Genomic DNA, 24,738 nt, shown 5'->3' with positions numbered 1-24,738 from the left:
CAAATTTGTGTAATTAGTGTCCAAAAATATATAGTGTGTTTGCCCTGATTTAGGAGCGGTATTTCTCTTTAAATAGAGGTAATAACACATTTATGATAGTTAGAAAACCATTTGTAAAATGGTACCCGCATAAAATAGTTTATTTTTGAATAAAGGCCATTGTTTGAAAACAGGTTCACAAAGCCAAATACTAGTACGTTTTTTAAAATGTAATTAGCGTATTTTTTATAACATTTTTAGGATTTAATAGTAACCAAATTAGCAACAATTCACACAAAGAATAGTAATGAAAAAGAGTTTTTTACTTGTTATTTTTTTCTTATTTGCTTTCGAGATGAGTTCGATGGAGTTTCAAAATTTGACAACTCTAAACGGACTTTCTCAGAACGATGTTAATTGTATTTTTCAAGATAGTAGAGGTTTTATTTGGATTGGCACCAATGATGGTTTGAACCGATATGACGGCTACGATTTTAAAGTTTTCAGGAAAAAACCACGACAGCAAGATGGCTTAGTGAGCAATATTATTTATTCCATCACCGAGGATAGAGATGGTAATATTTGGGTAGGAACTAATGACAACGGAATAAGCAAATACAATATCACTAAGAACACTTTTACCTCCTTCAATAATACCGAAGCACACCCCAAAGTGATTTCCACCAACCGCAAAAACAAGCTGATTTCTGATAGAAATGGTTCTGTTTGGGCATTGTCTGAGCAAAGTATTGTTATTATAAAAAAGGACAATAGCATTGTTAAGCTTTCAAAAGAACGATTGGGAATTACTTCCAATGGCAATTCAGATTTTAGTTTTCTTTCCATTTTTGAAGATTCGAAAGGAGCGATTTGGATTGGAACCTCGAATGGTATTTTGAAAGTTAATCCTAAAAATTACCAAGTTACAAAGCGCTATGCTTCATTTGGTTCTGTAGGTGCTATTTCAGAAAGGAACAGTAATTTGTTTTTTTTGAATAATCAAGGACTTCAAATGTTTAATGAAAAAGAACGTAAAATCACCACAATTACAGCAATAAAAAATGCTAGAAAATTTCTAATCGACCAACAAAACAATATTTGGATGTCAAAATATGACACTGGTATTTATTGGTATGAATTTCTAAATAAAAGTAGGCTGCAGACTGACTCATTTCATACAAATAACGGCAGTCATAAAATTGAGGATTTTAATAATTACATGGTTTCTTCTTTCTTAAAAGATGCTTCGGGCTTAGTTTGGATTGGAACAAGTGGAGGAGGCGTTTTTGTTTACAATCCCAAAGGTTCGTTTTTTAAGCACTATAAATCGACGGCAACTAAGGGCAGTATTTCTCATAATACGGTGCGTGCCATACAAGAAGACGATTATCAGAATTTATGGATTGGAACAGAAAATGGAGGTTTGAATTTTTTATCTGCTAAAAATAAGGGGAACTATAATTCGGGTTTTAGCTCTGTTTTGCCAAGTCATACTATTGTCAATGCCATTTCTTTCGATAAAAAAAACAGCGAAGTCTGGGTAGGTTCTCCCGGTGGATTAACGGTTTTTAGCTCGAAAACAGGAAAAGAGATTTCTAAATATAAAAGTAGTTTGTCAGGAATCGTTTCTGTTTTTTCGATAGCAGTTGATCGAGAAGGTTTTGTGTGGGTTGGGACTTATGGTTACGGCTTATGGCGCTTAAAATTAGAAAAAAACGGCAACTTCAGCCGGACTCAATTTCTTGTACAAGAAAATAATAAAGGGTTGTTTTCGAATATCATCAGAAGCTTATTTCAAGATAGTAAAGGGAATTTGTGGGTTGGTACTCCCGAGGGATTAAATAAAATAGACGCAGCTTCTAAAAACACGAATAACCCAATTTTTACTGGTTTTAAAAATAGTGTAACCGATAATCGAAGTATCAGCAACAATTATATTTTACCCATTTTTGAATCATCAAAAGGAACTATTTGGGTGGGAACTTTGGGCGGTGGACTGAATAAATTGTGCTTTTCTAAGAATGGTACTGCTTATTTCGAAACCATTTCAACAGCTCAAGGTTTGCCGAATGACGTGATTAAAGGAATATTAGAAGACGAAAAAGGTGCTTTATGGATTTCTAGCAACAAGGGAATTAGCTGCTATAATCCGATGACAAAAGCGATTCGGAATTTTAGTGTTTCCGAGGGATTGCAAGATTTTGAATTTAAAGATTTGTCATGTTTTAAACGAAAAAATGGCGAAATGCTGTTTGGAGGTGTTAATGGTTTCAATTCCTTTTTTCCAAGTAAATTAAAAATAGATACAACAGCGAATAAGGTGGTTTTTACGAGCCTCGAAATCTTGAACCAAGCAGTTGATGTTGGCGAAAAATTGGACGGTAACGTTATTTTGAAAAACTCCATAAATACTACTGAAAAATTGGTATTAGCCTATAAAGAAAATAGTTTCACCATACATTTTTCGGGTTTGCATTTTGCTTCACCGCTCAAAAATCAATACAAATACAAACTAGAGGGCTTTGATAAAAATTGGGTTTCGGCAACATCAGAAGCTCGGTTTGCAAAATACACCAATTTGAGTCCGGGAACTTATACTTTGAAAGTAAAAGCCTCCAACAGTGATGGCTATTGGTACGAACAACCCAAAACGATTGTAATCTACGTCAAATCTCCTTGGTGGTTTTCTAGTTTTGCCATCGTTTGTTATGCATTTCTATTCTTGCTAGCGCTTTGGTTTTTTAGACGTTTTACGATTATTGGCGTACAGCGCAAAAGTAAATTGGAAATGGAGAGTTTTGAAAAAGAGAAAATCCAAAAGTTATCCCAGTTGAAATTGCAGTTTTTCACCAATATTTCACATGAATTTAGAACGCCTTTAACCTTGATAATTGGTCCTATTTCAAAATTATTGAAAGATAAAGAGGCGATGTCATTGGAGAAAGTGCAAGAAAACTATCAGATAATCAATCGAAATGCCAATCAATTGCTGCGTTTAATTAACCAGCTAATGGATTTTAGAAAATTAGAACAAGGAAAAATAAGTTTAAAAGCCAGTGAAGGTAATCTTGTTGGCTTTGTTCGAAAAATAATGCATTCGTTCCAGTTTATTGCCGATCAAAAAGAAATTGAATTGCAATTAAAGTCCAAAGAAACCAATCTGTCTGTTTGGTTTGATGAAGATAAATTAGAAAAAGTGTTTTTGAATTTATTGTCAAATGCTTTTAAATTCACGCCTAGAAACGGAAAAGTAACAATTGAAATTGTAGACGAAAAAGATTCTGTTTCAGTAATTGTCAAGGATAACGGCATTGGAATTTCACAAGACAAGCTCGAATTTATTTTTAATCCGTTTTATCAGGTAGAAAAAATTGCTGATGAAGTACAAGGCAGCGGAATCGGTTTATCCTTTTCGAAAGAATTGGTCGAACTGCATCACGGTAGGATTTCGATTTTGAGTAAGCCAAATAAAGGAACAAAGTTGAAAGTTACTTTACTGAAAGGGCGCTATCATTTTGATGAAAATGAAGCAGCAGTCAATCAGAACTATTCGGAATATGAAGTGGAGGAAACTCCTGATTTCGAAAAAAAACCAACAGTAGTGCAATTAAAAGAAGCCGAAGAACAAAAGCTTTTATCCTTGTTAATTGTCGAAGACAATATTGAATTGAGGAAATTTGTAGTAAATAATTTTGCCGAATACTACACTATTTATGAAGCTGAAAATGGCGAAGAAGGTTTAGCGCAATGCAAACAGTTTGTTCCTGATTTAGTCATTAGTGATGTAATGATGCCAAAAATGGATGGATTTGAATTGTGCAAAGCCATAAAAACCGATGTTGATTTGAGTCATATTCCCGTTGTTCTGTTGACCGCCAAAACTTCCGATGATAATAAAGTAAAAGGGTATAGTTTGGGTGCAAATGCCTATGTCGAAAAACCATTTAATTTGGAAGTATTAAAAGCGCAGTTGGATACGCTTATTAAAAACAGAAAACTACTTCAAGAAAAATTTAGAAATACGATAGACATAGAACCTTCTGAATTTTCGACTACCAAGGTGGACGATAATTTACTGACCAAAATCCTCGAAATTGTAGAAAGCAAATTAACCGACGAAGCATTAAATGTGCAATTTATAGCATCAGAATGTGGACTTTCTCAAGCCAATTTGAATAAAAAACTGAAGGCTTTGACAGGCAAAAGTACTGCGGCTTTTATTCGGTCTATTCGATTAAAAAGAGCTGCAAAATTACTTTCAACAGGAAGGTATTCTGTTAGTGATGTGACTTATGAAGTCGGGTTTACAGACTTGAAATATTTTAGAAATAGCTTCAAAGAAGAGTTTTTGGTTTCACCCTCAGATTTTAAGAGAAACAATACAGACGAAGATCCGGAATCATAAAATACTAGCATTAATAGGCGTTAAGGACTGTTATTTAGAAAAAACCCCCGCTTTTAGTTGGTTTTTACCCCCGCTTTTTCACCGCTTGAAGTCTTAATTTAGCTTTATACTATTTAATGAAATGCAAATGTGGAATAACAAAATATTAAAGAAATTAGGAATCGTTTTTATCTGTTTTTGTGCAAACGGACTGGCACAACCAAAACCAATTGAAATTACAATTGACAAAAAGTTTGATGCCAATTCTACAGTTTTAAAAACAAGGCTAAAGGAGCTGAATAGTGATATTAATAATTACGGAATTTTATTAGATACCATTGTAACCAATAAGAAACTTTTAACGGGATATCGATACGAACAATTTTATGATTGGGATTTGTATTTCGAAAATATTTATATGTCCTATTACGGAATTTCGAAATACAACTTTGATAACCTAGAAGGCTTTTTTGGAGTGCAAGAATCAAATGGTTTTATCAAACGTTCTTTTGGTCCAAAACCGTTTGGTGGAGACCATCATTTCAAACCTTTTATTGCTCAAATAATTGTTTTGGGTTCGCGTCAGGAAGGCAATTGGGAATGGGCAAGAAAGTATTATAAAAAAACACAATTGTACCTTGATCATTGGTTTACCTATGACAGTGATAAAAACGGATTGGCCTATTGGTCTGGTGTACAAAAAGGAACTTGGTCTGGTGCTGCCGATCATAGCGGAATGGACAATCAAAATACACGTACTGTTGGTTTGAGTGAAGGTGTCGATTTGAATTGCTATTTGGTTCGGGAGTTAGAAGCCATGGCAATTATTGCTGACGAACTGGGATATAAAAACGATAAGAAAGAATACTTGGCGCATGCCAAAAAATTGAAAAAGTTGATTAATGAATTTCTTTGGGATGAAAAATCAGGTTTTTATTATGATCGAAATGAAGAAAATGGAAAAACCACTTTTGTAAAATCGATTTCTTGTTTTACGCCTATTTGGGCAGGTGTAGCTTCCAAAAAGCAAGTAAAACGCATGGTTGAAGAGCATTTGTTAAATCCAAAAGAGTTTTGGACAAAATTCCCAATTCCGGGTTATGCGTTGACGGAGCCAGATTACCGTCAAAATTACCAAGGACAAAAAGGTTGCAATTGGAAAGGCTCTACTTGGATTCCGACGAACTATATGATTTGCCACGGATTAATGGATTATGGTTACAAAGATTTGGCAAAGGATATCGCCAATAGAACGTATAATATGGTGTTGAATAATTCTGCAACCCGTGAATTTTTTAATGCCGAAACAGGCGAAGGTTTAGGAATGAATCCATTCTTCGGATGGTCATCTTTGGCTTATATCTTGCCTTTAGAACTGGATTTAAAATACAATCCAACCGATTTAAAAGAGAAAAATATTCAAAAATTGAGTGAAAAAATAGGGGTAAGTTTTAAATAGTACTATCGATTTAGAAGTTTCTAAGTTCCTTAGATTTATGCAGGCAATTTTAAAGAGAATATCATCATTAAATGAAATGATTTTCTCTTTCAATTAAATATAACTCAGAATATCATTGTCTTAGATACTTAAATAAGTGGAATGACTAGTTACAAATATTATAAAATGATAAATTTTAAAAATTATATACTTATTAAAAAAGGATTATTGCTAGTAATGGTTTTTTCAGTAGCAATTGTTCACGCACAAAAAAAGGAGGTAAAACAGCCCAATATTCTTTTTTGTATTGCAGATGATGCTTCTTTTTTGCACACCTCTATACAGGAAACCAGTCAAATAAACACACCTAATTTTGACCGTGTAGCAAAAAATGGAGTATTATTCAATAACGCTTACACCAATATTTCTTCTTGCGCTCCCTCAAGAGCAACTATTTTAACGGGAAGAAATCTTTGGGAATTGGAAGAAGGAGGTTTGCTATTTGGTGCTCTAAAAGAGAAGTTCACCACTTTTACTAGCTTACTTAGACAAGTTGGATACGCTACAGGATCAACTGGTAAAGGATATATGCCTGCAAATACCAAGGAACCATATCAAACAATTCCATTGGCAAAGGAATATAATGATCTCAAAATGGTAGCTCCCAAGTATATTTCGAATAAAAACTATTCAGGTAATTTTGATGCTTTTCTTTCGAAAAAAGACAAAGACCAACCTTTCTTTTTTTGGTATGGTTCACATGAAGCACACCGTGAGTATGAACTCGGAATAGGAGCGAAGGCAGGAAAAGACATTTCGAAAATACAAGTGCCAGGATTTTTACCCGATAATGCTATTGTCCGTGGTGATATCGCTGATTATTACTATGAAATCGAATGGTTTGATTCGCATTTGGGACGTATGATCAAAGCTTTGGAAGCTGCTGGCGAACTAGAAAACACTATCATCATTGTAACGGCAGATAACGGAATGCCGTTTCCACGAGCCAAAGGAACCTGTTATGATTATGGAACCCATATGCCATTGGCGATTTGTTGGGAAAATAAAATAAAAGGCGCTTCTCGTGTAGATGATTTTATCAGTTTTATTGATTTTGCCCCAACTTTATTGGAAGCAGTTGGCGCTGTTGTTCCCAAAGAAATGACAGGAAAAAGCTTTTTGGATGTTTTATTATCGAATAAAAGCGGACAAGTTAATCCAGCAAGAAACCGAGTTTTCACAGGATTAGAACGTCATACCTACTGTCGTCCTGACGGAATGCCTTACCCGATTCGTACCATTCGAAAAAACGACTATTTATACATCGTCAACTTTGAAGCTGACAGATGGCCTTGTGGCGATCCCGATTTTAATTCGGTACATGCTGGTTTATATGGAGATATAGATGCTGGTCCTAGTCGTACCTACCTGATTGATAACAAAGACAATCCTTCGATAAAACCTATCGCTGATTTATCGCTCGGCAAACGCCCAAAAGTAGAATTGTATAATGTAAAAACAGATCCTTTTCAGCTGCATAATTTGGCAGATAATAAAGGCTATTAAAAACAATGTGCTGCTTTAAAATCGGAACTTTTTGCCTATTTAAAACAAACCAAAGATCCTAGAATGGAAGGGAAATCGCCTTGGGATAACTATCCTTATTTTTTTCAAGGATATGAAAATAAGCATTTATTGCCCATTGGCAAAAGAGATAACAACTAATTATATGAAACCAATCAGATAAAAATGAAACAAAAATTTAAAAGTACAATAGTTGCATTTATTGCAACGGTAACACTGACCAACGCTCAAGAGAAATTCAAGCCAGAATGGGAGAGTTTAAAAAAACACAAAGTAGCACCAGAATGGTTTGCCGATGCAAAGTTGGGAGTTTATTTTCACTGGGGTGTGTACACTATTCCAGAAAACGGAAATGAGTGGTACGGCCGATTCATGTACGAATACGATCGTAAAAAAAGTTGGGGAAAAGGAATTTATGAGTACCATACTGAAACGTATGGTCGAAAAAAACAATACCATGACTTTATACCTGAATTTAAAGGCGAAAAATTTAATGCCAAAATGTGGGTGGATATGTTCGAAAATATGGGTGCAAAATTCATAGGGTCGATTGCAGAACACCACGATGGTTTTTCGATGTGGGGTAGTAAAGTAAACCCATGGAACGCAAAAGACATGGGGCCAAAGATTGATGTTGTTAAAGAAATGTCTATTGAGGTCAAAAAGCGTGATTTAAAATTCATGACTACTTTTCACCATGGTTTTCATATGATGTTTTACCCTAAAAAAGAGAATTCTGTTTTACGTCCTGCGTCGCAACACATCGCGGCCTATGACAAATTAGAGTTTCCGCAAGGAGGAAAATTTGATATTCTCTATGGTAATATGCCTTACAAAGCAGAATGCGATATTTGGTTAGGAAAACTAAATGAGGTGATTGATACCTATTGTCCCGATTATATTTGGATGGATTTTGGACAAGGTTTTGTGCAAGAAGATTACCGACAGCAGTTTTTGGCAGATTATTTCAATAAAGCTGCCGAATTGAAAAAAGATGTAGTTGTAAATACAAAAGGAGATTTCTTTCCAACTGATATTGCTGTTGTCAACGTAGAACGTGCCACAATGGAAGATATCACACCTTTTGTTTGGGTAACCGATTTTCAAATAGGAAGTTCTTGGGGATTTGATAAAAGCAAGCGTGTAGCTATCAATCCACAAAAAGCCATTCGTATTTTGGCAGAAGTAGTGAGTAAAAATGGTGTAATGATTTTGGCCGCTGCACCAATGGCTGACGGAACCATGCCAGAGGAGCAAGTACAAGCGATGGCTGGTATTGGTGCTTGGTTGAAATTGTATGGAGAAGCAATTTACAAAACACGTCCGTTTGTTGAATTTGGACAAGGGCCTACAAAATTAAAACGCAACCCGAATGATGATTGGAATGCTTATGGCTCAATCAAAGAAGGTTTACAAAACTTGAACGCAAAAGACATTCGTTACACCAAAATAGGAAACACAGTTTATGCAATTCAGTTAGGTTGGCCTGGTGCGTCTAATGCCATAACATTGGAAACGTTTGCTGGAAAAGCGAAAGATTTTAATATTAAATCGGTAAGCGTTTTGGGTAGTAAAGAAAAAATTAATTGGAAAAAAACAGCTCAAGGTTTGGTAGTAACATCACCAAAAAACAAACCAGCAGAAGGAGATGCAGCCATCGTGTACAAAATTAATTTGAAGTAAGTAAGAACTAATTTCCATAATAAAAATAACCGGCTTTAAGCGATAAAGTAATTAAAACGAAATTAGGATCTATAGTCTTAATAAATAAAAAATAGGAATTATGAATAAGTTAGCAATTGTATTTTTTTTAATAGTTGCTTTAGCTCCCGTTAGAAGTCAACCCAAAAATTTTATTATCATTTTTACAGATGATCAAGGGTATGAGGATTTAAGTTGTTTTGGTTCGAATAATGTAAAGACACCGAACATAGACAATATGGCCAAGGAAGGGATTAAGTTGACGAGTTTCTATGTAGCTTCTTCTGTTTGTTCGCCATCTCGTGCCGCTTTAGTTACAGGACGAATGCCAAAACGAGTAGGGGTTCCTGCGGTACTTCATCCGCATTCTGAAGACGGACTTGCAGCAGATGAAATTACGATTGCCGAACTTTTAAAACAAAAAAACTACGCTACGGCGCTTGTTGGGAAATGGCATTTGGGACATCAAACCGCTTTATTACCACTCAATCAAGGTTTTGATTCTTATTTCGGAATACCGTATAGTAACAATATGTCGGTTTCAAAGGACATCAAAGTATCCAAAGATATTGTTTCAATAATGGCTACACCCTTGATAAAATGCATGCAGATATGCAGAAAGCAGTGCAGGGAGCTAAGGCAAGCGACCTAAAATCAATTCAGAACAAACCGCCTTTACTACGCGGAAATGAAATTATTGAATATCCTACCAATCAAGAAACACTTACAGAACGTTATACTGATGAAGCAGTTTCTTTTATCAAAAAAAATAAAAAGAAACCTTTCTTTTTGTACATGGCGCATTCTTTTCCGCATGTTCCTATATATGTAGGCGCAAAATTTAAAGGTTCTAGCGGAACGAGTCCGTATTATGATGCCATTCAGGAAATTGATTGGAGTGTAGGTGAGATTTTGAAAACCTTAAAAGAGAATGGTTTGGATAAAAACACAGTAGTAATTTTCACCTCTGATAATGGACCAAATAGTTTTGGTTCGGCTAAGCCATTGCGTGGACATAAATTTGACGAGTATGAAGGAGGGCAACGTGTTCCCGCAGTTATCTGGGCTCCGGGTAAAATCAAAGCGGGAACAGAATCGAGTGAACTACTTTCTTCTTTAGATGTTTTTCCTACTATAGCCAATTGGGCAGGAATTGCAATGCCTAAAAACAGAGTTTATGACGGTTATAATGTTTCGGATTTTCTAGAAGGAAAAACAACCAAGTCACCCCGTAACGAAATGTTTTATTTGTGTGTCTCACGAGAGAATCTATCAATATATTTGGGCAAATAAGCTCAAAGGAGGAACACTTTATAAACATCTTAGAACAGGCGGAAAACGATATGCCAAAAGAGGAAATACTAATGGAAAACGAGGAGGGATTCCAGGTCGAGTAGATATAAAGAAACGTCCAGAAATTGTCGATTTGAAACAACGAATAGGTGATTTAGAAATGGATTTAATTATAGGAAAAATGCATAAATTTGCTCTTCTAACAATAAATGATAGATTCTCAGGTTTGCTTTGGATGGCAATAATTCCATCTAAGGAAGCTTCAGTAATTCAGAACAAGGCAATTGATTTGCTTAAAGATTCTAAATCAATCTTACACACAATTACTACAGATAATGGAAAAGAGTTTGCTAACCATCGGGAGATTTCATCTGAGTTAGAAATAGATTATTATTTTGCAACCCCATACCATAGCTGGGAGCGAGGTGCTAATGAAAACTTAAATGGATTAGTTAGACAATATTTTAAAAAAGGAACTGATTTTGACTGGATTACACAACAGGATGTAGACGATGTTGTTCAAAAATTAAATAATAGACCAAGAAAAAGACATGATTTTAAAACGCCAAAAGAAGTATATAACGAACAATTAAAAAAGGTAGCTTGAGAAGAGCGTTTATTAATTGAATCCACCATTTGATAAATGATTGGACCATTAAAAGTATGTCGAAGTCTGCGTGTGTAGGCGTAACTCGTTTAACGCATCACTGCAAACAGTTGACCAATTTGACACCTATGAAATATTTATTTATTCGACGTTTAGAAATGGCCAAGAAAATGATGGAAGAGGTGCACGAATTTAATATAAGTGAAATTGCCTATAAATGTGGTTTTTCTAGTAGTCAGTATTTTTCGACCATATTTAAAAAATATGAAAAATGTACTCCCAAAGAGTATCAAGTTAAATATGTTTTTAGTCAACACAATTAATTTGTGCATTATCTTTCACTGAAGCACAACATACCGTTAAAGTGATTTATTGATGTAATTTTACGAGCTACACATTTGGCAATTATATGTAATCAATATATATAGGTACAATTTGTCCCAATGTATTTTCGAAAAAAAATAGTCCTTCAATTGCTGTGTCTTTTGTGAAAGATTAGATTATCGTTCTTAAACCAAAAATAATTAATAATAAAGAAGTTAAACCAATAAAACGGTGAATCTCATATCGTATATTTCCTGTTCTTTTTCAGTCATTTTATGACTGACCATAGAATAGCGTTGCATATGTTCTCCCTCGGCAAATAGCTGAAATTCTCGGTCTCTAGGCGATTTTTTATTGTAAGCAATTGTAAAAGGAGTTTTTCCTTTTTTCAAAGTCACTTTTACCAATTTTGGAGCAGGGACCGTATTTTCATGACCGCTAAATCCTAAAGCGAAATTAAAGATTTCTTGATCTCCAATTGCCATAAATCCACCTCCGCTTACAAACATAGTAAATAAGTACTCTCCAGTTTCAGGTATATCAAGCGTACCACTATACTGTACTAAATTTGCAGCATTTTGCTTCAAATCAGTTAAAGGCGAAATCGTTTCTACCTTTTTTTTACTGATCGGTTTTATTTTCAGTAGCGAATTATTGTTCTCTATAGTCTTTGGAGATTTTTTAATTTCCATCACAATGTTTTCAGGTTGTAGACTCAAAAACGTGTTTAGTTTATAGCTAATGTTTTTAAAAGCAATTGCCTTTTCTGTTCCTTGTAGCACTATTGGCCCCAAAGCAGTTTCTTTTTTCGAAATTGCTCCAGCAGACGGTTCCAAAACTTCTACGTTTTGAATTACGGTTCTATTATTTATAGTGATTTCTTCAAAGCGAGCATTTTTTATTTTTTCGCCAGATGCATTGATCACAGGAGCTTGGAAAACAATTTTTACATGTTGCCACAAACCGGGTGCTTTTGCCACGTTTTCAGTTGCTAGATATTTTTTGTCTGCAGCGTTATTTCCAGAATCGATACTCCCAATGTTGGTGATAGGGGAGCTGTTTTTGGTCCAGCTGTCAGTTAATAGGACTTTATATTTTCCTTGTAAATAAATGCTAGACTCAGTGCCTTTGCTTAGCATCACATCAAATTCTACTGCAATATTACCGTGTTGCAGTTTGGTGACTAAGTTTTCATGCTTTTTGGAATCGTTAGTATGTATTAAAATACCTTTCCCTTTTTTTGACAAAACAATTTTATTGGTTTTTCGGTCTATAGAAATGTTTTCAGCAAGTCCCCAGTCCTTACTGCCTTTTTCAAATAAACTTAGGTCGTTTAGTTCTATTGAAAGGGGGTTTAGCTCGATTATTTCTGTGTTTTTTTGTTGTGCATAACCGTTTGTGTTAAGCAGTACAACAAATAAAATGAAATAGATTAATGGTTTGTTTTTCATTTGAAGTTAATTTTTTTGTGTCATGCAACAATTTGGGATGATGACTATTTTAATGTTTAAACGTTATTTGTTTGTGGGAAACAAATGGGGTACCTACAAAAGTAATAAAGATATTTTTTAAATTTGTTTGTTTTGTTTCGCTGAAATATTTCGTATCAATTAAAAGTATTTTTTAAAATGAATAGAATTAGTTGTCTAATCATTTTTTAACAGGTAAATCTCACTGTTTAGGCTTATTGATTTGTTTTTTTTATAATTAAAAAAGAATTAAATTGCAGTTCATTTTTGTTTAATTTGTTTCAATGGAAATTAGTTTAGAAAAAATACAGCCTTATAAGGAAGCGGATTTGATTTACCATGCAGATACCTGCTCGTCACTTACTGATGCTATAATTAGAAAAAAAATAGAATCTAATTCTTTGGGAAGGTTTACCTATCCTGGGAAAAGATTATGTGAGGATACTTTAGGTTTGAATAGTATCGGATATTGGGATGCAGACTCACCTCAGGACTGGGGTTTAGATTGGCATAGAAATGAAGGTATTGAATTTCAATTCTTAGCGTCAGGCTCTATGCCTTTTTCGAAAGAAGAGAAAGAAATGGTGTTAACTCCAAACCATTTGGCAATAATACGACCGTGGGAAGAACACAGGGTTGGAAACCCCAACATTGGCATGGGGAAGTTTTTCTGGATTATTATTGATTTGGGAGTAAGAAGGCCTCATGAGGAGTGGGTGTGGCCAGACTGGATTTCGCTTACTGAAAAAGACTTGTCTAGATTGACGACGATTTTGAGGCAAAATGCAAAAACGACTTGGAAGACAGATAATAAGATTCGCGATTGCTTTAAAAATATCCAAAACACCATTGACAGCTATGAAAATGGGAGCAATGCTTCTAAATTAAGAGTTCTGATCAATTATTTGTTGGTTCTAATGTTGGAATTATTAGATACAGATGACGTTGTTTTAAATGAAGCTTTAACGGATAGTTCTAGAAGTGTTGCCTATTTTTTGAAAGAACTCGATCTAGATTTGGTAAACGATTGGACTATTAAAAGTATGTCGAAGTCTGCGGGTGTGGGCGTAACTCGTTTAACGCATCACTGCAAACAGTTGACCAATTTGACACCAATGAAATATTTATTTATTCGACGTTTAGAAATGGCCAAGAAAATGATGAAAGAGGAGCACGATTTTAATATAAGTGAAATTGCCTATAAATGTGGTTTTTCTAGTAGTCAGTATTTTTCGACCATATTTAAAAAATATGAAAAATGTACTCCCAAAGAGTATCAAGTAAAATATCTTTTTAGTCAACACAATTAATTTGTGCATTATCTTTCACTGAAGCATAACATACAGTTAAAGTGATTTATTGATGTAATTTTACGAGCTAGACAATTGGCAATTAAATCTAATCAATATATAGGTACAATTTGTCCCAATGTATTTTCGAAAAAAATAATCCGTCAACTGTTGCGTCTTTCTTGAAAGATTAGAATATCGTTTTTAAACCAAAAACATTTAAAAATAAATAAGTTAAACCAATACAAATATGAATAGATTTTCAGTGATAGCACTAGCTGTTTTAGGTTCTTACTGTGTACAAGCGCAAGATAAAAAACACAACGGTCCAGATAAAGATTTTGTGACAGACAAAAAGATACAAAAGGCTTTGGAAACAGGTAATTTTGAAGGTATTCCTTCGCCTAAAGACCATAGAGAGACCGAATTTTATGAGCCAGTACCTTTAAAAGTTGATCCTTATGGACAAAATGGAGTACCTTCTGATGCTATTGTATTGTTTGATGGTAGCAATTTGGATGCATGGATAAATCAAGACGACAATAGTCCTTGTCCTTGGAAATTGGATAAGAAAGAAAAAACCATGACTATTTTCAAACCAAAAGGACAAAAGGGAGACAATGTTGTTACCAAACAAAAATTTGGTGCTGTACAGTTGCATATAGAATGGCGTTCTCCAGCTGCAATAAAAGAAAGAACAGGACAAGCAAGAGGCAACAGTGGCGTTGCATTGGATGCTAGGTACGAAGTTCAAATATTAGATAATAATGACAATGAAACCTATGTAAATGGTATGGTAGGTTCTATTTATAAACAAGCGGCACCATTGGTAAACCCAACGGTACCAACAGGAGAATGGAATAGTTATGACATCATTTACCATCCTCCGGTATTTAAAGGAGAAAAGAGAATTAAACAAGCAACGATGACGGTACTTCAAAATGGCGTATTAATACAAGATCATTTTGCAATTCAAGGTGCATGTGCATATGTGGGTTGGCCAAGGCAAGATGTTCACGGAAAGGAACCCATTAGATTACAGGATCACGGAAGCGATGTGAGCTTTAGAAATATTTGGGTGAGAGAGTTAAAGGAATAGAATTACATTATAAATAATTACCAAATAGCCTGATTTTTTCAGGCTATTTTTTTGATTATTTAGCGCTGCTACATGCAGATATTTATCAGTAAGCAATTGTTATAATCTATTAGGTGTTTTTTTGGTAAATAAGTGCTAACTATTCAATTTTTCTACCTTCTAAATAGGCTACTTTTTTATAGATGTTTTCTTTAAGTAATCCTTCTTTATTTATTCGGATTATTGACCAAGTAGTATCAATTCTTGAATTGTTATTGTCTTCAATAAAATCATCGTCATAATGCGATACAGTAGTCATGTCCATAACGTCTTCACTTATCCATTTCCCATATTTATCACCGAGCCATCCGCTTTTATTTGCAGAAAAAGCCAGTACACCTATATTGATGATCGCTAAAGTATCTTTTTTGGTGGTAACGGCATAAAGCGTTTTACAACAATATCCATTTTGATAGGTGAAAGTAAATAAGTTAAAGGTTTCAAATTCCTTGTATTCTTTAAAGCAAAATCCATCAGAATTTTTACAGTCAAAAGTTATAGGGTCTCCTACTACTATTTCTTGTGCGCTTAAATAGTTTGTGATAAACGCTTTGGTCATTCTGTTGTTCTCTTCACAAAAATGAGCATCTACTTCAACCTTTTTTCCTAATTTGGAAGTCCTACTTTTTATATAGTCAAAGTTTAACTTTGGTGGTAACACAGTCGAATCTGCTTGAAATTTGATAATAGGTTTTTCAAAATTATAGGCAGTTTTAGCTTCAGACATAAACCAGTAAAATGGTAGAAGTAAGAGTGCTATAAGTATAATTTTTTTCATCAAGATAGGATTGAATTTGCTGGATTTACAAAGATAAATTTTTTTTATGAAATGTTGATTTTCGAATTAAAGGTTCAAAAGATAATTGGTTTTTTTTCTATTTTGAAGTATAAGTACGCAATTACAATTGAATTTTCGGTTAAAATAACCAATTCTTGCTATAAATTAAACATATGACTCCTTTGTTACAACCAATAAAGAATATTTTTACGAAAACAAATATATTATAGTAACTAAATATCTAACCAAATGAAAAAAACAATTCTTTTTTGTTTTACGCTTTCGCTTATAATTTGCAGCGAGAAAAATGAAGCAAAGACTTTACAAGAAATTGGAAGAGTTGAAAAGAAAGAGCAAACTACATTACCTTTTTCTACTATTGAACTGAATGACTTAGCAAGTTTTAAACCAACAAAGGGAAATTGGCAAATTGTTGGAAATGCAATTGCAGATAGAACCAAAGAAAAAAATTTTACTTCTACAAAAGGTACTGGAGTTTTGCTGAATATTCCAAGTACGAAGATAAAAAATAATTTATTTACCAAATTTGAGCATGGCGATATCGAATTAGAATTAGATGTTATGATGCCTGTAGGTTCCAATTCAGGTGTATATTTTCAAGGTCGCTACGAAATCCAATTGTTTGATAGTTGGGGAGTAGCAGAACCACATTACAATGATATTGGCGGAATTTACCAACGTTGGAACAATGACGCCGAAAAAGGTAAGGAAGGTTATGAAGGGCATAGTCCTAAAATGAATGCCGCAAAAGCACCAGGTCTTTGGCAACATTTAAAGGTGATTTTTCATGCCGCTAAATTTGATTCCAATAATAAAAAAATAAAAAATGCTTGGTTTGAAGAAGTAAGACTAAATGATGTATTGCTTCATGAAAACGTGGAAGTTACAGGTCCTACGCGAGCTGCTGCTTTTGGAGATGAAAAAGCACTTGGCCCTTTAATGATTCAAGGTGACCATGGCCCGGTGGCTTTTAAAAATATTAAGTACAAACTTTATGATGGAAAAACTATTGGTATTGGGAACACTTCACTTAAAATATATGATAATTCCAAAGGGGAAGCTGTTATAAAAAATTTCGAAAAATTCAAACTACTAGAAGAGATCAAAACAGATTCTATTTCTCCATTATTACAAATTGACCCAAGAGATCAGAAAATTTTAAGTTACAAAGGAACATTAACTATTCCAACTTCGGGTGAGTATCTATTTGAAGGGACTGTTGACGGCGGTGCTTATTTAATAATTAATAAAGATACGATTGTAAATAGTAATGAAGATGTTGATATGAATAGTACTAAGTATGGGAAAGTTCATTTAGAAAAAGGACAAGTAACCTATAGTCTAGTGTACAACAAGCCTTTTGCTTGGCGCCGAGGGTTGGACTTTTTTGTTCAAGGACCGCAAATGCAGCGCTATTCGTTACTAAAGACAGGAAGTACAAGTTTGAGTAAGAGCAAACCAATTAAACCGATTACTGTTGCCGTTACTGACAAACCGCTTACCCAACGTAGTTTTTTAAATTTTAGAGGAGGTGAGCGTACACATTGTATTTCGGTTGGTTTGGTTGAAAAGTTAAATTTCAGTTTAGACTTAGCTACTGGATCGTTACTTTATGTTTGGAGTGGCGATTTTTTAGAGACAACACAAATGTGGCATTCCAGAGGAGAACATCAGCGTGGAGAACCTATGGGTTTTTCAATTGCTTCCCATGGTGATTTAGATTTTGCATCTTTAGGGTCTAATAATGAGGCGTGGCCAAAAGCTTTAAATGAAAAAAACACATTCAAACCATTAGGATATGAGTTGAAAAATGATGGAATGCCCGTTTTCTCATTTGAAATGGATGGTAATGAAATATCAGATACGTTTAAAGCTACCTCAAACTTAAAAAGAGGGTTGGATCGAATAATTACAGCTAATTCGAAATCTTCAATTTGGCATAAAATTGCGGAAGGAGACAACATTCAATTATTAGAGAACAACACCTATATTATCAATAACGAAAGCTATTACATTGTTTTGAAAGAGGGAAAACCAATCATTAGAAATAATAATGGAAAAGAGGAATTGCTAGTGGAACTTCCAAAAGGTAAATCAACAATTATTTATAGCATAATCTGGTAAATTTAAAGAGAAAAGACATGAAGATTATCAATAAAACAATCGCAGTAGTAGCTGTTCTTTTTGTAAGCCAATTGGGACACGCTCAGAATGTTAAAATGCTAAATGTAGGGCAAGCCCAAAAAGAATCAGAATTTTATAAAATAGAAGATATTCCAATTCCTAAGGATATAAAACTTGAAGTAGGAGGATTAGCTCTAACCGATGACGGTAAATTAGGGGTTTCCACCCGTAGAGGAGAAGTATGGTTAATTGACAAACCTTATAGCAAAACACCACAGTTTAACCGATATGCACATGGTCTGCATGAGGCTTTGGGTTTGGCTTATAAGGATAAAGGATTTTACTTGGCACAAAGAGGCGAATTAACAAGACTTGAAGATAAAAACAACGATGGAATTGCTGATTTGTACAAAACAGTTTGTACTTGGCCTTTATCTGGAAATTATCATGAATACTCCTACGGTCCTAAGTTTGATAAAAACGGGGATATGATACTAACGCTGAATGTATCTTGGTACAAAGGAGGTAAAAGTTTTGCAAAATGGAGAGGTTGGTTAGTAAAAGTATCTCCTGATGGAAAATTCACACCATTGGCAGCAGGTTTAAGGTCTCCAGCAGGTTTTGCAATTAATGATAATAATGATATTTTCTATACTGAAAACCAAGGGGATTGGGTTGGTTCTGGACGAATGACCCACTTAGAAAAAGGTGATTTTGCTGGTCATACAGCTAGTTTACGATGGACAGACGAACCAAATTCGCCACTGAAGTTGAAACCAGAAGACATTGAACCGCAATCGGGACTTTCAATGTATGAGTATGCAAAAAAAGAGAAAGCATTAAAATCAGCTGCAATCTGGTTTCCTCATACCATTCTAGGGATTTCTACTTCTGATATTCTATATGATACAACAGGCGGAAAGTTTGGTCCATTTGAAGGGCAACAATTTATTGGTGACCAAGGACACAGTAAAATTATGCGTGTCTTCATGGAAAAAGTCAACGGTGTTTATCAAGGTGCTTCTTTTGGTTTTGTCGAAGGATTTTCATCTGGAGTTTTAAGAATGATTTGGGGTGAAGATAACAATATGATTGTTGGAATGACAAGTCGTGGTTGGTCTTCAACAGGTAAAAAGGAATTTGGTTTACAGCGTTTAGTTTGGAACGGCAAAACACCATTCGAAATCAAAACAATGAAAGCACTTGATGATGGTTTTGAATTGGAATTTACCAAACCAATCAACAAAAAAATGGCTGAAGATCTTTCCAATTATAAAATTTCAACATTTACATACAATTACCATGATACTTATGGTAGTCCAATTGTAGATCAGCAAAAAGCAATGACACACAAAGCGGTAATTTCGGCTGATGGTTTGAAAGTGAAATTAGTGATTCACGGTATGCGATTAGGATTTATTCATCAAATTGAAGTTCCAAAGCTAGAAGCTGCTTCGGGTGAATTACTAGTACACAATACAGGTTACTATACTTTAAACCAAGTTCCTGGAGGGGAACTAAAGGGAGGACACATGATGCATATGGCAAGTACACCTACCAAAAAAGTAGAACAGCCAAAAAGAGTGACCACAATGCCATCAAGTTGGGGAGAACATGGAGCTGATGAGGTAGTATCAATAGGAACGATTCCGGGATTAAAATACGATAGACCAGAAATTACGATTAAGAGAAATAGTAAAATTCAATTTACCTTAAACAATAATGATGACATGATACACAATGTTGTTATTACAAAACCAGGTAAAGAAACACCTTTGAAAATTGGACAATTGGCTCTTAATCTAGGTCTTGATGGCGCCGATTTGAGTTATGTTCCCTTTAATGATTTAGTCTTGTTCCATACAGGTACAGTAGGACCAGAAAGTAACGAAACCATTTATTTTACCTCTCCAAGCGTACCAGGTGAATATTGGATAGTATGTACCTTTCCAGGGCATTCCTTTACTATGAGAACTAAGTTAATCGTTAAATAAAAACGCAGTTCAACGGTACCAATAGTACAAAAGCAAAAAATGTGACTCCTTTTAAAAGAGTCACATTTTTTATTTAGTAGAAGAAATGATATTCTTAATTTTGACTTTTCAATTCATCATTTCCCCTTTTCAGCATCTACTAAAAGCAGCTTAATGCCGAGATTGGTTCTGTCTTTTCCTTCGACCAAAAAGACAGCTACAAATGATTCACTTTCTTGCAGGTATTTTTTGGTAAAGGAAGCCAAATTGTCTTTGTTGGTAAAATATTCCACTACTGCAATATTTCCAATGTCGTGATCGGAAAAGAAAAAGAACTGTTCCCCTTTATTGGCTTGGCCTTTAATTCTGCAGACCAAAGCATAATCTTTGATGCCATCTGTTTCGCGTAAGTCAAAAACGGTATCTATTTTTTTTAAATTATTCTTGTACCTTATTTTAAAATCCTGAATATTAAAGTGTTTATTATAATTATTTACATAATCAATAAACATGTTTTTGTTCTTCATTGGTCCGATGTATACGGTATTGTTTTCCTTTAAATCGGCATAATTTAATTTACTCGAAAAACGCACTGTAAAATCTGATTTCTGTTGGAAGAAAAAGTCAGATAGCACCTTGGTTCCTAGTACGCCAGAACTTGTCAAATAGGTGTAGTCAGAAGGTTTGATTCCTTCAGCAATTTTAGGATTTTCATTTTTTAATTTATAGAAATCTGCCATCGAATTGATGTTATAATCTCTATTCCAACCCACTTGACCCGTGGCGGTTTTTCCTAGCACTCCAAAAACATCACCCACAACTACAATAGTTTCTTTTTTATTGGTGAAAAACGAATCCCAAATAGGTGTAGAAGGCTGGTACAGAAAATAAACCAGAAGTCCGATCACAAAAAGACCAAGCACACCAACGGCAGATAATGCCATTACAAATCTATTTTTGTAATTATCAACTGCGCTTTTTTCAATCCTGATTTCTTTGTTAATGATGAAATCAGTGTAGTATTGTCCTTTTCGGATTTCAATTTTTAAAGCATCGTTTTTACCTTCGTCACTATAATATGCTTTTAGTTTTTTTCTTAAATTGTATATGCTAACGCGCATCTTTGACGAACTCGCATCTTCGATAAAAGAATTTCCGAAAATTTCGATTCCAACAGTAGTCTCTTTTAACTCTTTTCCTTCGAGAGTAGCATTGGTCAAAAAACGCAACAATCTAGAACTCGTTGGTGACAGCTTAAAAGTATCGCTTTCCAATACTCTTTCCAATTGTGAAATTTTATTTTCTTTTGATATGTTTTTTGTTATCAACTTGTTTTAGTGGATTTTATAGTCTAAAAAGTTCGCTGTGTAACGGTTACAAGTACCGTTAACTTCTGTTAATTCGAATTTTACTATTTATATTTGGTTTCGAAAATTACATAAATAAAAGGGTCTATCCTTATAAAAACTAATTTTCATTTGTACCAAACCAAAAAACTACCATTTTATGCTATTTGAACTAAAAAAATCAATTCGTTTTTTATTGTTTGCACTATTCTTTTTTTCGAATGTAAAGGCGCAACAAGACAACCAATCTATAAATCCAGTATCTGTTCGTAACGAAATGCAACGGGTAGCCGATTGGCAAATAGAACATTTTAAAGATATTTACAGTGATAGGAAAAAACCACACCATATTGCCGATTGGACAAATGGTGCTTTTTATGTTGGTATGCTCAAATATGCCGAAATCGCAAAAGACGACCGCTATTGGAATTGGTTGCGAAAAATAGGTGAGGAGCAAAACTGGAAATTACACCACCGCAAATACATGGCCGACGATCACACTATTGGTCAAATGCACCTAGAATTGTTCCGAAAATTTGGAGATTCTACCATGCTTAAACCAACAAAGGAAGGGATTGATTATGTAATCAACAATCCAAGTACGCAACCCATAACGCTAGACAATTACAAGCATGTAGAACGCTGGACTTGGTGCGACGCCTTATTTATGGGACCTCCTGTTTGGGCAAAATTGGCAAAAATTACGGGAGAACAAAAGTACAATGACTTCATGATGAAAGAATATGAAGCCTCTCGAGCTCATTTATTCGATGAGGAAGAAAGCCTTTTTTACAGAGATAACAGCTATATTGGAAAATTAGATCATGGCAAAAAAATATTTTGGTCCCGTGGCAATGGTTGGGTGTTTGGAGGTCTAACTTTACTAATGGACGAATACGAACCGGGGTCGAAAGAATATGAATATTTCAAAGCTATTTATTTAAAAATGGCCAAGAAATTAATCGAAATTCAAACGCCAGAGGGACATTGGGTGATGAGTTTATTAGGGCAAGATGTTTACCCAACACCTGAAACAAGTGGAACTTCCTTTTTTACTTTTGGTTTGGCTTGGGGAGTGAATCACGGATTACTCGATAAAGCGATCTATTCGCCGCATATTGAAAAAGCATGGAATTGTTTGCGCTCGCATATTACAAAAGAGGGCATGTTGGGTTATGTACAACCTATTGGCGCAGCTCCCGGAAGTGCATGGGCAGACAAAACGGAAGTATATGGTTCAGGAGCTTTCTTGGCAGCTGGATCCGAAGTGTATAAAATGGTAGGCGGACAACCTATTTTTCAGATTCAGAATCCTGATTTTGTAAAAAGTCCAAAAACAGGAATGACCCGTCAACATTGGATAGATGCGGCTAAGTATTTATTGAAAGGAGCCTTTAGTTACGTAAAAAACTACGATGATCCTTTGAAATTTCCAAAAATGGGTACGGTATCGTATCCTAAAGATGGCCGTCAAAGTCCAGTTGAAAAATTAGAAGGTTTGTGTCGAACATTATTTGTGGCTGCACCATTATTAAAAGAAAATCCAAATTTGGAAATTAATGGTATTAAAATAGCCGAATATTATCGTAAGAACATCGTAAACTTAATTGATGAAAACCATCCTTCTTATATTCCAATGAAAAAAGGAGATTGGCCCGGACAAACATTGGTAGAGTTTGGAGCACTTTCGGTATCCATGTTTATGATTCCCGAAATTATATGGGATCCCTTAACCAAAGCACAGCAAGATAAATTAGCAAAAACGATGATTAGTTATGGAGATGGTAATACCGTGCCTTCGAACTGGAAATTCTTCAATATCTTTATTTTAAGTTATTTTAAAGAAAAAGGATACCAAGTAAATGAAAAATTGCTTGAAGACTACTTGAATAAATCACTAGAACATTATAGAGAAGACGGTTGGTATAATGACAATCCTGCTTTCGATTATTATAGTATGTGGGCGTTTCAAATGTATGGTCCCGTTTGGAGTAAATACTTTGGAGATAAGCATTACCCAGAGATTGCAGAGAAATTCAAAAAGAACTTCCTACCAGTAGAAGCCAATTATCCGTACATGTTTAGCAAAGACGGCAAAATGATCATGTGGGGTCGAAGTATTACCTATAGATTTGCGTCTATTAGTTCGTTTCCGTTAATGAGTTATTATGAAAAAGACTTACCAAATGCCAATTGGGGTGGCTTGCGAGGAACATCGTCTGCTGTGCTTTTGCAATTTTTACAGCATCCTGAATTTAGAAAAGATGATATTCCAACTCTTGGTTTTTATGGTGGTTTTGAGCCTTCAACACAAAGTTATAGCTGTCGTGGAAGTGTATTTTGGATGGGAAAAGCGTTCTTGAGTTTGTTTTCCCCTGCTGATAGTAAATTCTGGAATGAAGAAGAAAATGGTGGTGTTTGGGACAAGGAATTAAAAAATGCACCAACAACCAATCACTTTTACAAAAATTCGGAAATTATGGTAACTAATTATCCGTCTATAGGAGCGTCTGAAATTAGAGCTTGGTGTAATGTTCCTCAAAAAGGAATTAAGGAATCTTTTCGATCTAGTGAAAACTACAACAAATTATCGTACAACTCAGAGTTTACATGGCAAGCCGACAATAGCGAAGGAACCGCTGCGATGAATTATGTTTTTAAAACAAAACAAGCAGACCATCCGTTTGAATCTGGACATGTTTATAATTTTAAAAAGTTTGAAAAGGGTGTTTATTATAGAAAATTAATCGCTGAGTATGTGGATAATGCTAGTATTCAATTAGCAGATATTCCAATTGAAAATGGTGTTTTGAGAGTGGATAAAATGGAGGGAAAAACGGCATTTGATTTTACGCTGGGACATTATGCTTTGCCGCATATCAATGGTTTTATTTCGAAAACTATTCGAAAAATAAATAAAGAAGAAGTACAAATTATAGACAATGGCAATTATCAATTGGCATTGGTTCCTATTCAAGGATGGAAAGCTAGCCAAGCGATAACGTCTACAGGTATTCATCCAGAAACAAAGGAGAGCACTGTGATTAATGTATCAGGAAGTTATGATCCAGCCGATAAAAATAAGGTTTATGTAACGGCTATGCTTTGGAAAAAATCAGGAATTCCTTTTACAGATGCAGAATTGAGCGTTGTCAAAAAAGTAAAAGTTAGCAAAGAAAAGGTGACTGTTACGAATGCAGATAATTCAAAAACCGAAATAGTTTATTAGATTCTAGTATGTTAATAGAACTGTTTTTTGGGAACGATAATTTGAGAGAAAGTCCTATATT

At 34.6% G+C, this 24,738-nt stretch carries 16 protein-coding genes; 13 read left to right on the top strand and 3 right to left on the bottom strand.

What is annotated here, in order from left to right:
* The first annotated feature begins 286 nt into the window (after nt 1-286).
* The 8 genes from ABZP37_RS14675 (at nt 287) to ABZP37_RS14640 (ending at nt 11,309) form a co-directional block, all read left to right on the top strand.
* Nucleotides 287-4,384, top strand: a complete 4,098-nt coding sequence (locus ABZP37_RS14675) for a two-component regulator propeller domain-containing protein (RefSeq protein WP_366183845.1) — start codon at nt 287-289, stop codon at nt 4,382-4,384.
* Between the two features lie 127 nt (nt 4,385-4,511).
* The gene (locus tag ABZP37_RS14670) at nt 4,512-5,822 is read left to right on the top strand and encodes a trehalase family glycosidase (RefSeq protein WP_366183844.1); all 1,311 of its coding nucleotides are present in this window, start codon (nt 4,512-4,514) and stop codon (nt 5,820-5,822) included.
* A gap of 165 nt (nt 5,823-5,987) precedes the next feature.
* Nucleotides 5,988-7,367: a sulfatase gene (locus ABZP37_RS14665; protein WP_366183843.1), complete on the top strand. Its 1,380-nt coding sequence runs from the start codon at nt 5,988-5,990 to the stop codon at nt 7,365-7,367.
* Between the two features lie 183 nt (nt 7,368-7,550).
* Nucleotides 7,551-9,068: an alpha-L-fucosidase gene (locus tag ABZP37_RS14660; RefSeq protein WP_366183842.1), complete on the top strand. Its 1,518-nt coding sequence runs from the start codon at nt 7,551-7,553 to the stop codon at nt 9,066-9,068.
* 100 nt (nt 9,069-9,168) lie between these two features.
* Nucleotides 9,169-9,738: a sulfatase-like hydrolase/transferase gene (locus tag ABZP37_RS14655; protein ID WP_366183841.1), complete on the top strand. Its 570-nt coding sequence runs from the start codon at nt 9,169-9,171 to the stop codon at nt 9,736-9,738.
* Nucleotides 9,699-10,379: a sulfatase-like hydrolase/transferase gene (locus ABZP37_RS14650; protein WP_366183840.1), complete on the top strand. Its 681-nt coding sequence runs from the start codon at nt 9,699-9,701 to the stop codon at nt 10,377-10,379. Before ABZP37_RS14655 ends, ABZP37_RS14650 begins: the two co-directional genes overlap by 40 nt.
* A complete protein-coding gene (locus ABZP37_RS14645) occupies nt 10,339-10,986 on the top strand; it encodes an IS30 family transposase (RefSeq protein ID WP_366183839.1) in 648 nt (215 codons plus the stop codon). Before ABZP37_RS14650 ends, ABZP37_RS14645 begins: the two co-directional genes overlap by 41 nt.
* A 56-nt stretch (nt 10,987-11,042) precedes the next feature.
* Entirely contained in the window at nt 11,043-11,309 is a 267-nt protein-coding gene (locus ABZP37_RS14640) for a helix-turn-helix transcriptional regulator (RefSeq protein ID WP_366183838.1), read from the top strand.
* Between the two features lie 216 nt (nt 11,310-11,525).
* On the opposite strand, the gene ABZP37_RS14635 is transcribed toward ABZP37_RS14640, so the two are convergent.
* Nucleotides 11,526-12,761, bottom strand: coding sequence for a family 16 glycoside hydrolase (locus ABZP37_RS14635; RefSeq protein ID WP_366183837.1), 1,236 nt, complete (start codon nt 12,759-12,761; stop codon nt 11,526-11,528).
* A gap of 302 nt (nt 12,762-13,063) precedes the next feature.
* Here ABZP37_RS14635 and ABZP37_RS14630 point away from each other — a divergent pair, with 302 nt between their 5' ends.
* Nucleotides 13,064-14,089 (top strand): AraC family transcriptional regulator, encoded by a 1,026-nt coding sequence (locus ABZP37_RS14630; RefSeq protein WP_366183836.1) that lies wholly within the window; start codon nt 13,064-13,066, stop codon nt 14,087-14,089.
* 229 nt (nt 14,090-14,318) lie between these two features.
* Entirely contained in the window at nt 14,319-15,167 is an 849-nt protein-coding gene (locus ABZP37_RS14625; RefSeq protein ID WP_366183835.1) for a DUF1080 domain-containing protein, read from the top strand.
* A gap of 139 nt (nt 15,168-15,306) precedes the next feature.
* Here ABZP37_RS14625 and ABZP37_RS14620 read toward each other — a convergent pair whose 3' ends face one another.
* Nucleotides 15,307-15,984 carry a hypothetical protein gene (locus ABZP37_RS14620; protein ID WP_366183834.1) on the bottom strand — a complete coding sequence of 226 codons (678 nt, stop codon included), beginning with the start codon at nt 15,982-15,984 and terminating at the stop codon, nt 15,307-15,309.
* Between the two features lie 249 nt (nt 15,985-16,233).
* Between ABZP37_RS14620 and ABZP37_RS14615 the strand changes: the two genes are divergently transcribed.
* Both ABZP37_RS14615 and ABZP37_RS14610 read left to right on the top strand, forming a co-directional pair.
* Nucleotides 16,234-18,129 carry a family 16 glycoside hydrolase gene (locus ABZP37_RS14615; RefSeq protein ID WP_366183833.1) on the top strand — a complete coding sequence of 632 codons (1,896 nt, stop codon included), beginning with the start codon at nt 16,234-16,236 and terminating at the stop codon, nt 18,127-18,129.
* A 17-nt stretch (nt 18,130-18,146) separates the two neighbouring features.
* Nucleotides 18,147-20,123 carry a plastocyanin/azurin family copper-binding protein gene (locus ABZP37_RS14610; protein ID WP_366183832.1) on the top strand — a complete coding sequence of 659 codons (1,977 nt, stop codon included), beginning with the start codon at nt 18,147-18,149 and terminating at the stop codon, nt 20,121-20,123.
* A gap of 116 nt (nt 20,124-20,239) precedes the next feature.
* On the opposite strand, the gene ABZP37_RS14605 is transcribed toward ABZP37_RS14610, so the two are convergent.
* Complete coding sequence (locus ABZP37_RS14605; protein WP_366183831.1) at nt 20,240-21,388, bottom strand: hypothetical protein; 1,149 nt, start codon at nt 21,386-21,388, stop codon at nt 20,240-20,242.
* Between the two features lie 220 nt (nt 21,389-21,608).
* Here ABZP37_RS14605 and ABZP37_RS14600 point away from each other — a divergent pair, with 220 nt between their 5' ends.
* Nucleotides 21,609-24,677, top strand: coding sequence for a DUF2264 domain-containing protein (locus ABZP37_RS14600; RefSeq protein ID WP_366183830.1), 3,069 nt, complete (start codon nt 21,609-21,611; stop codon nt 24,675-24,677).
* The last annotated feature ends 61 nt before the right edge of the window (nt 24,678-24,738 follow it).

Origin of the sequence: Flavobacterium ovatum, assembly GCF_040703125.1 — a bacterium.
Classification (GTDB): Bacteria; Bacteroidota; Bacteroidia; order Flavobacteriales; family Flavobacteriaceae; genus Flavobacterium; species Flavobacterium ovatum.
Note: the sequence above shows the minus strand (reverse complement) of the source record. Positions and strands in the feature narration are given on the sequence as shown.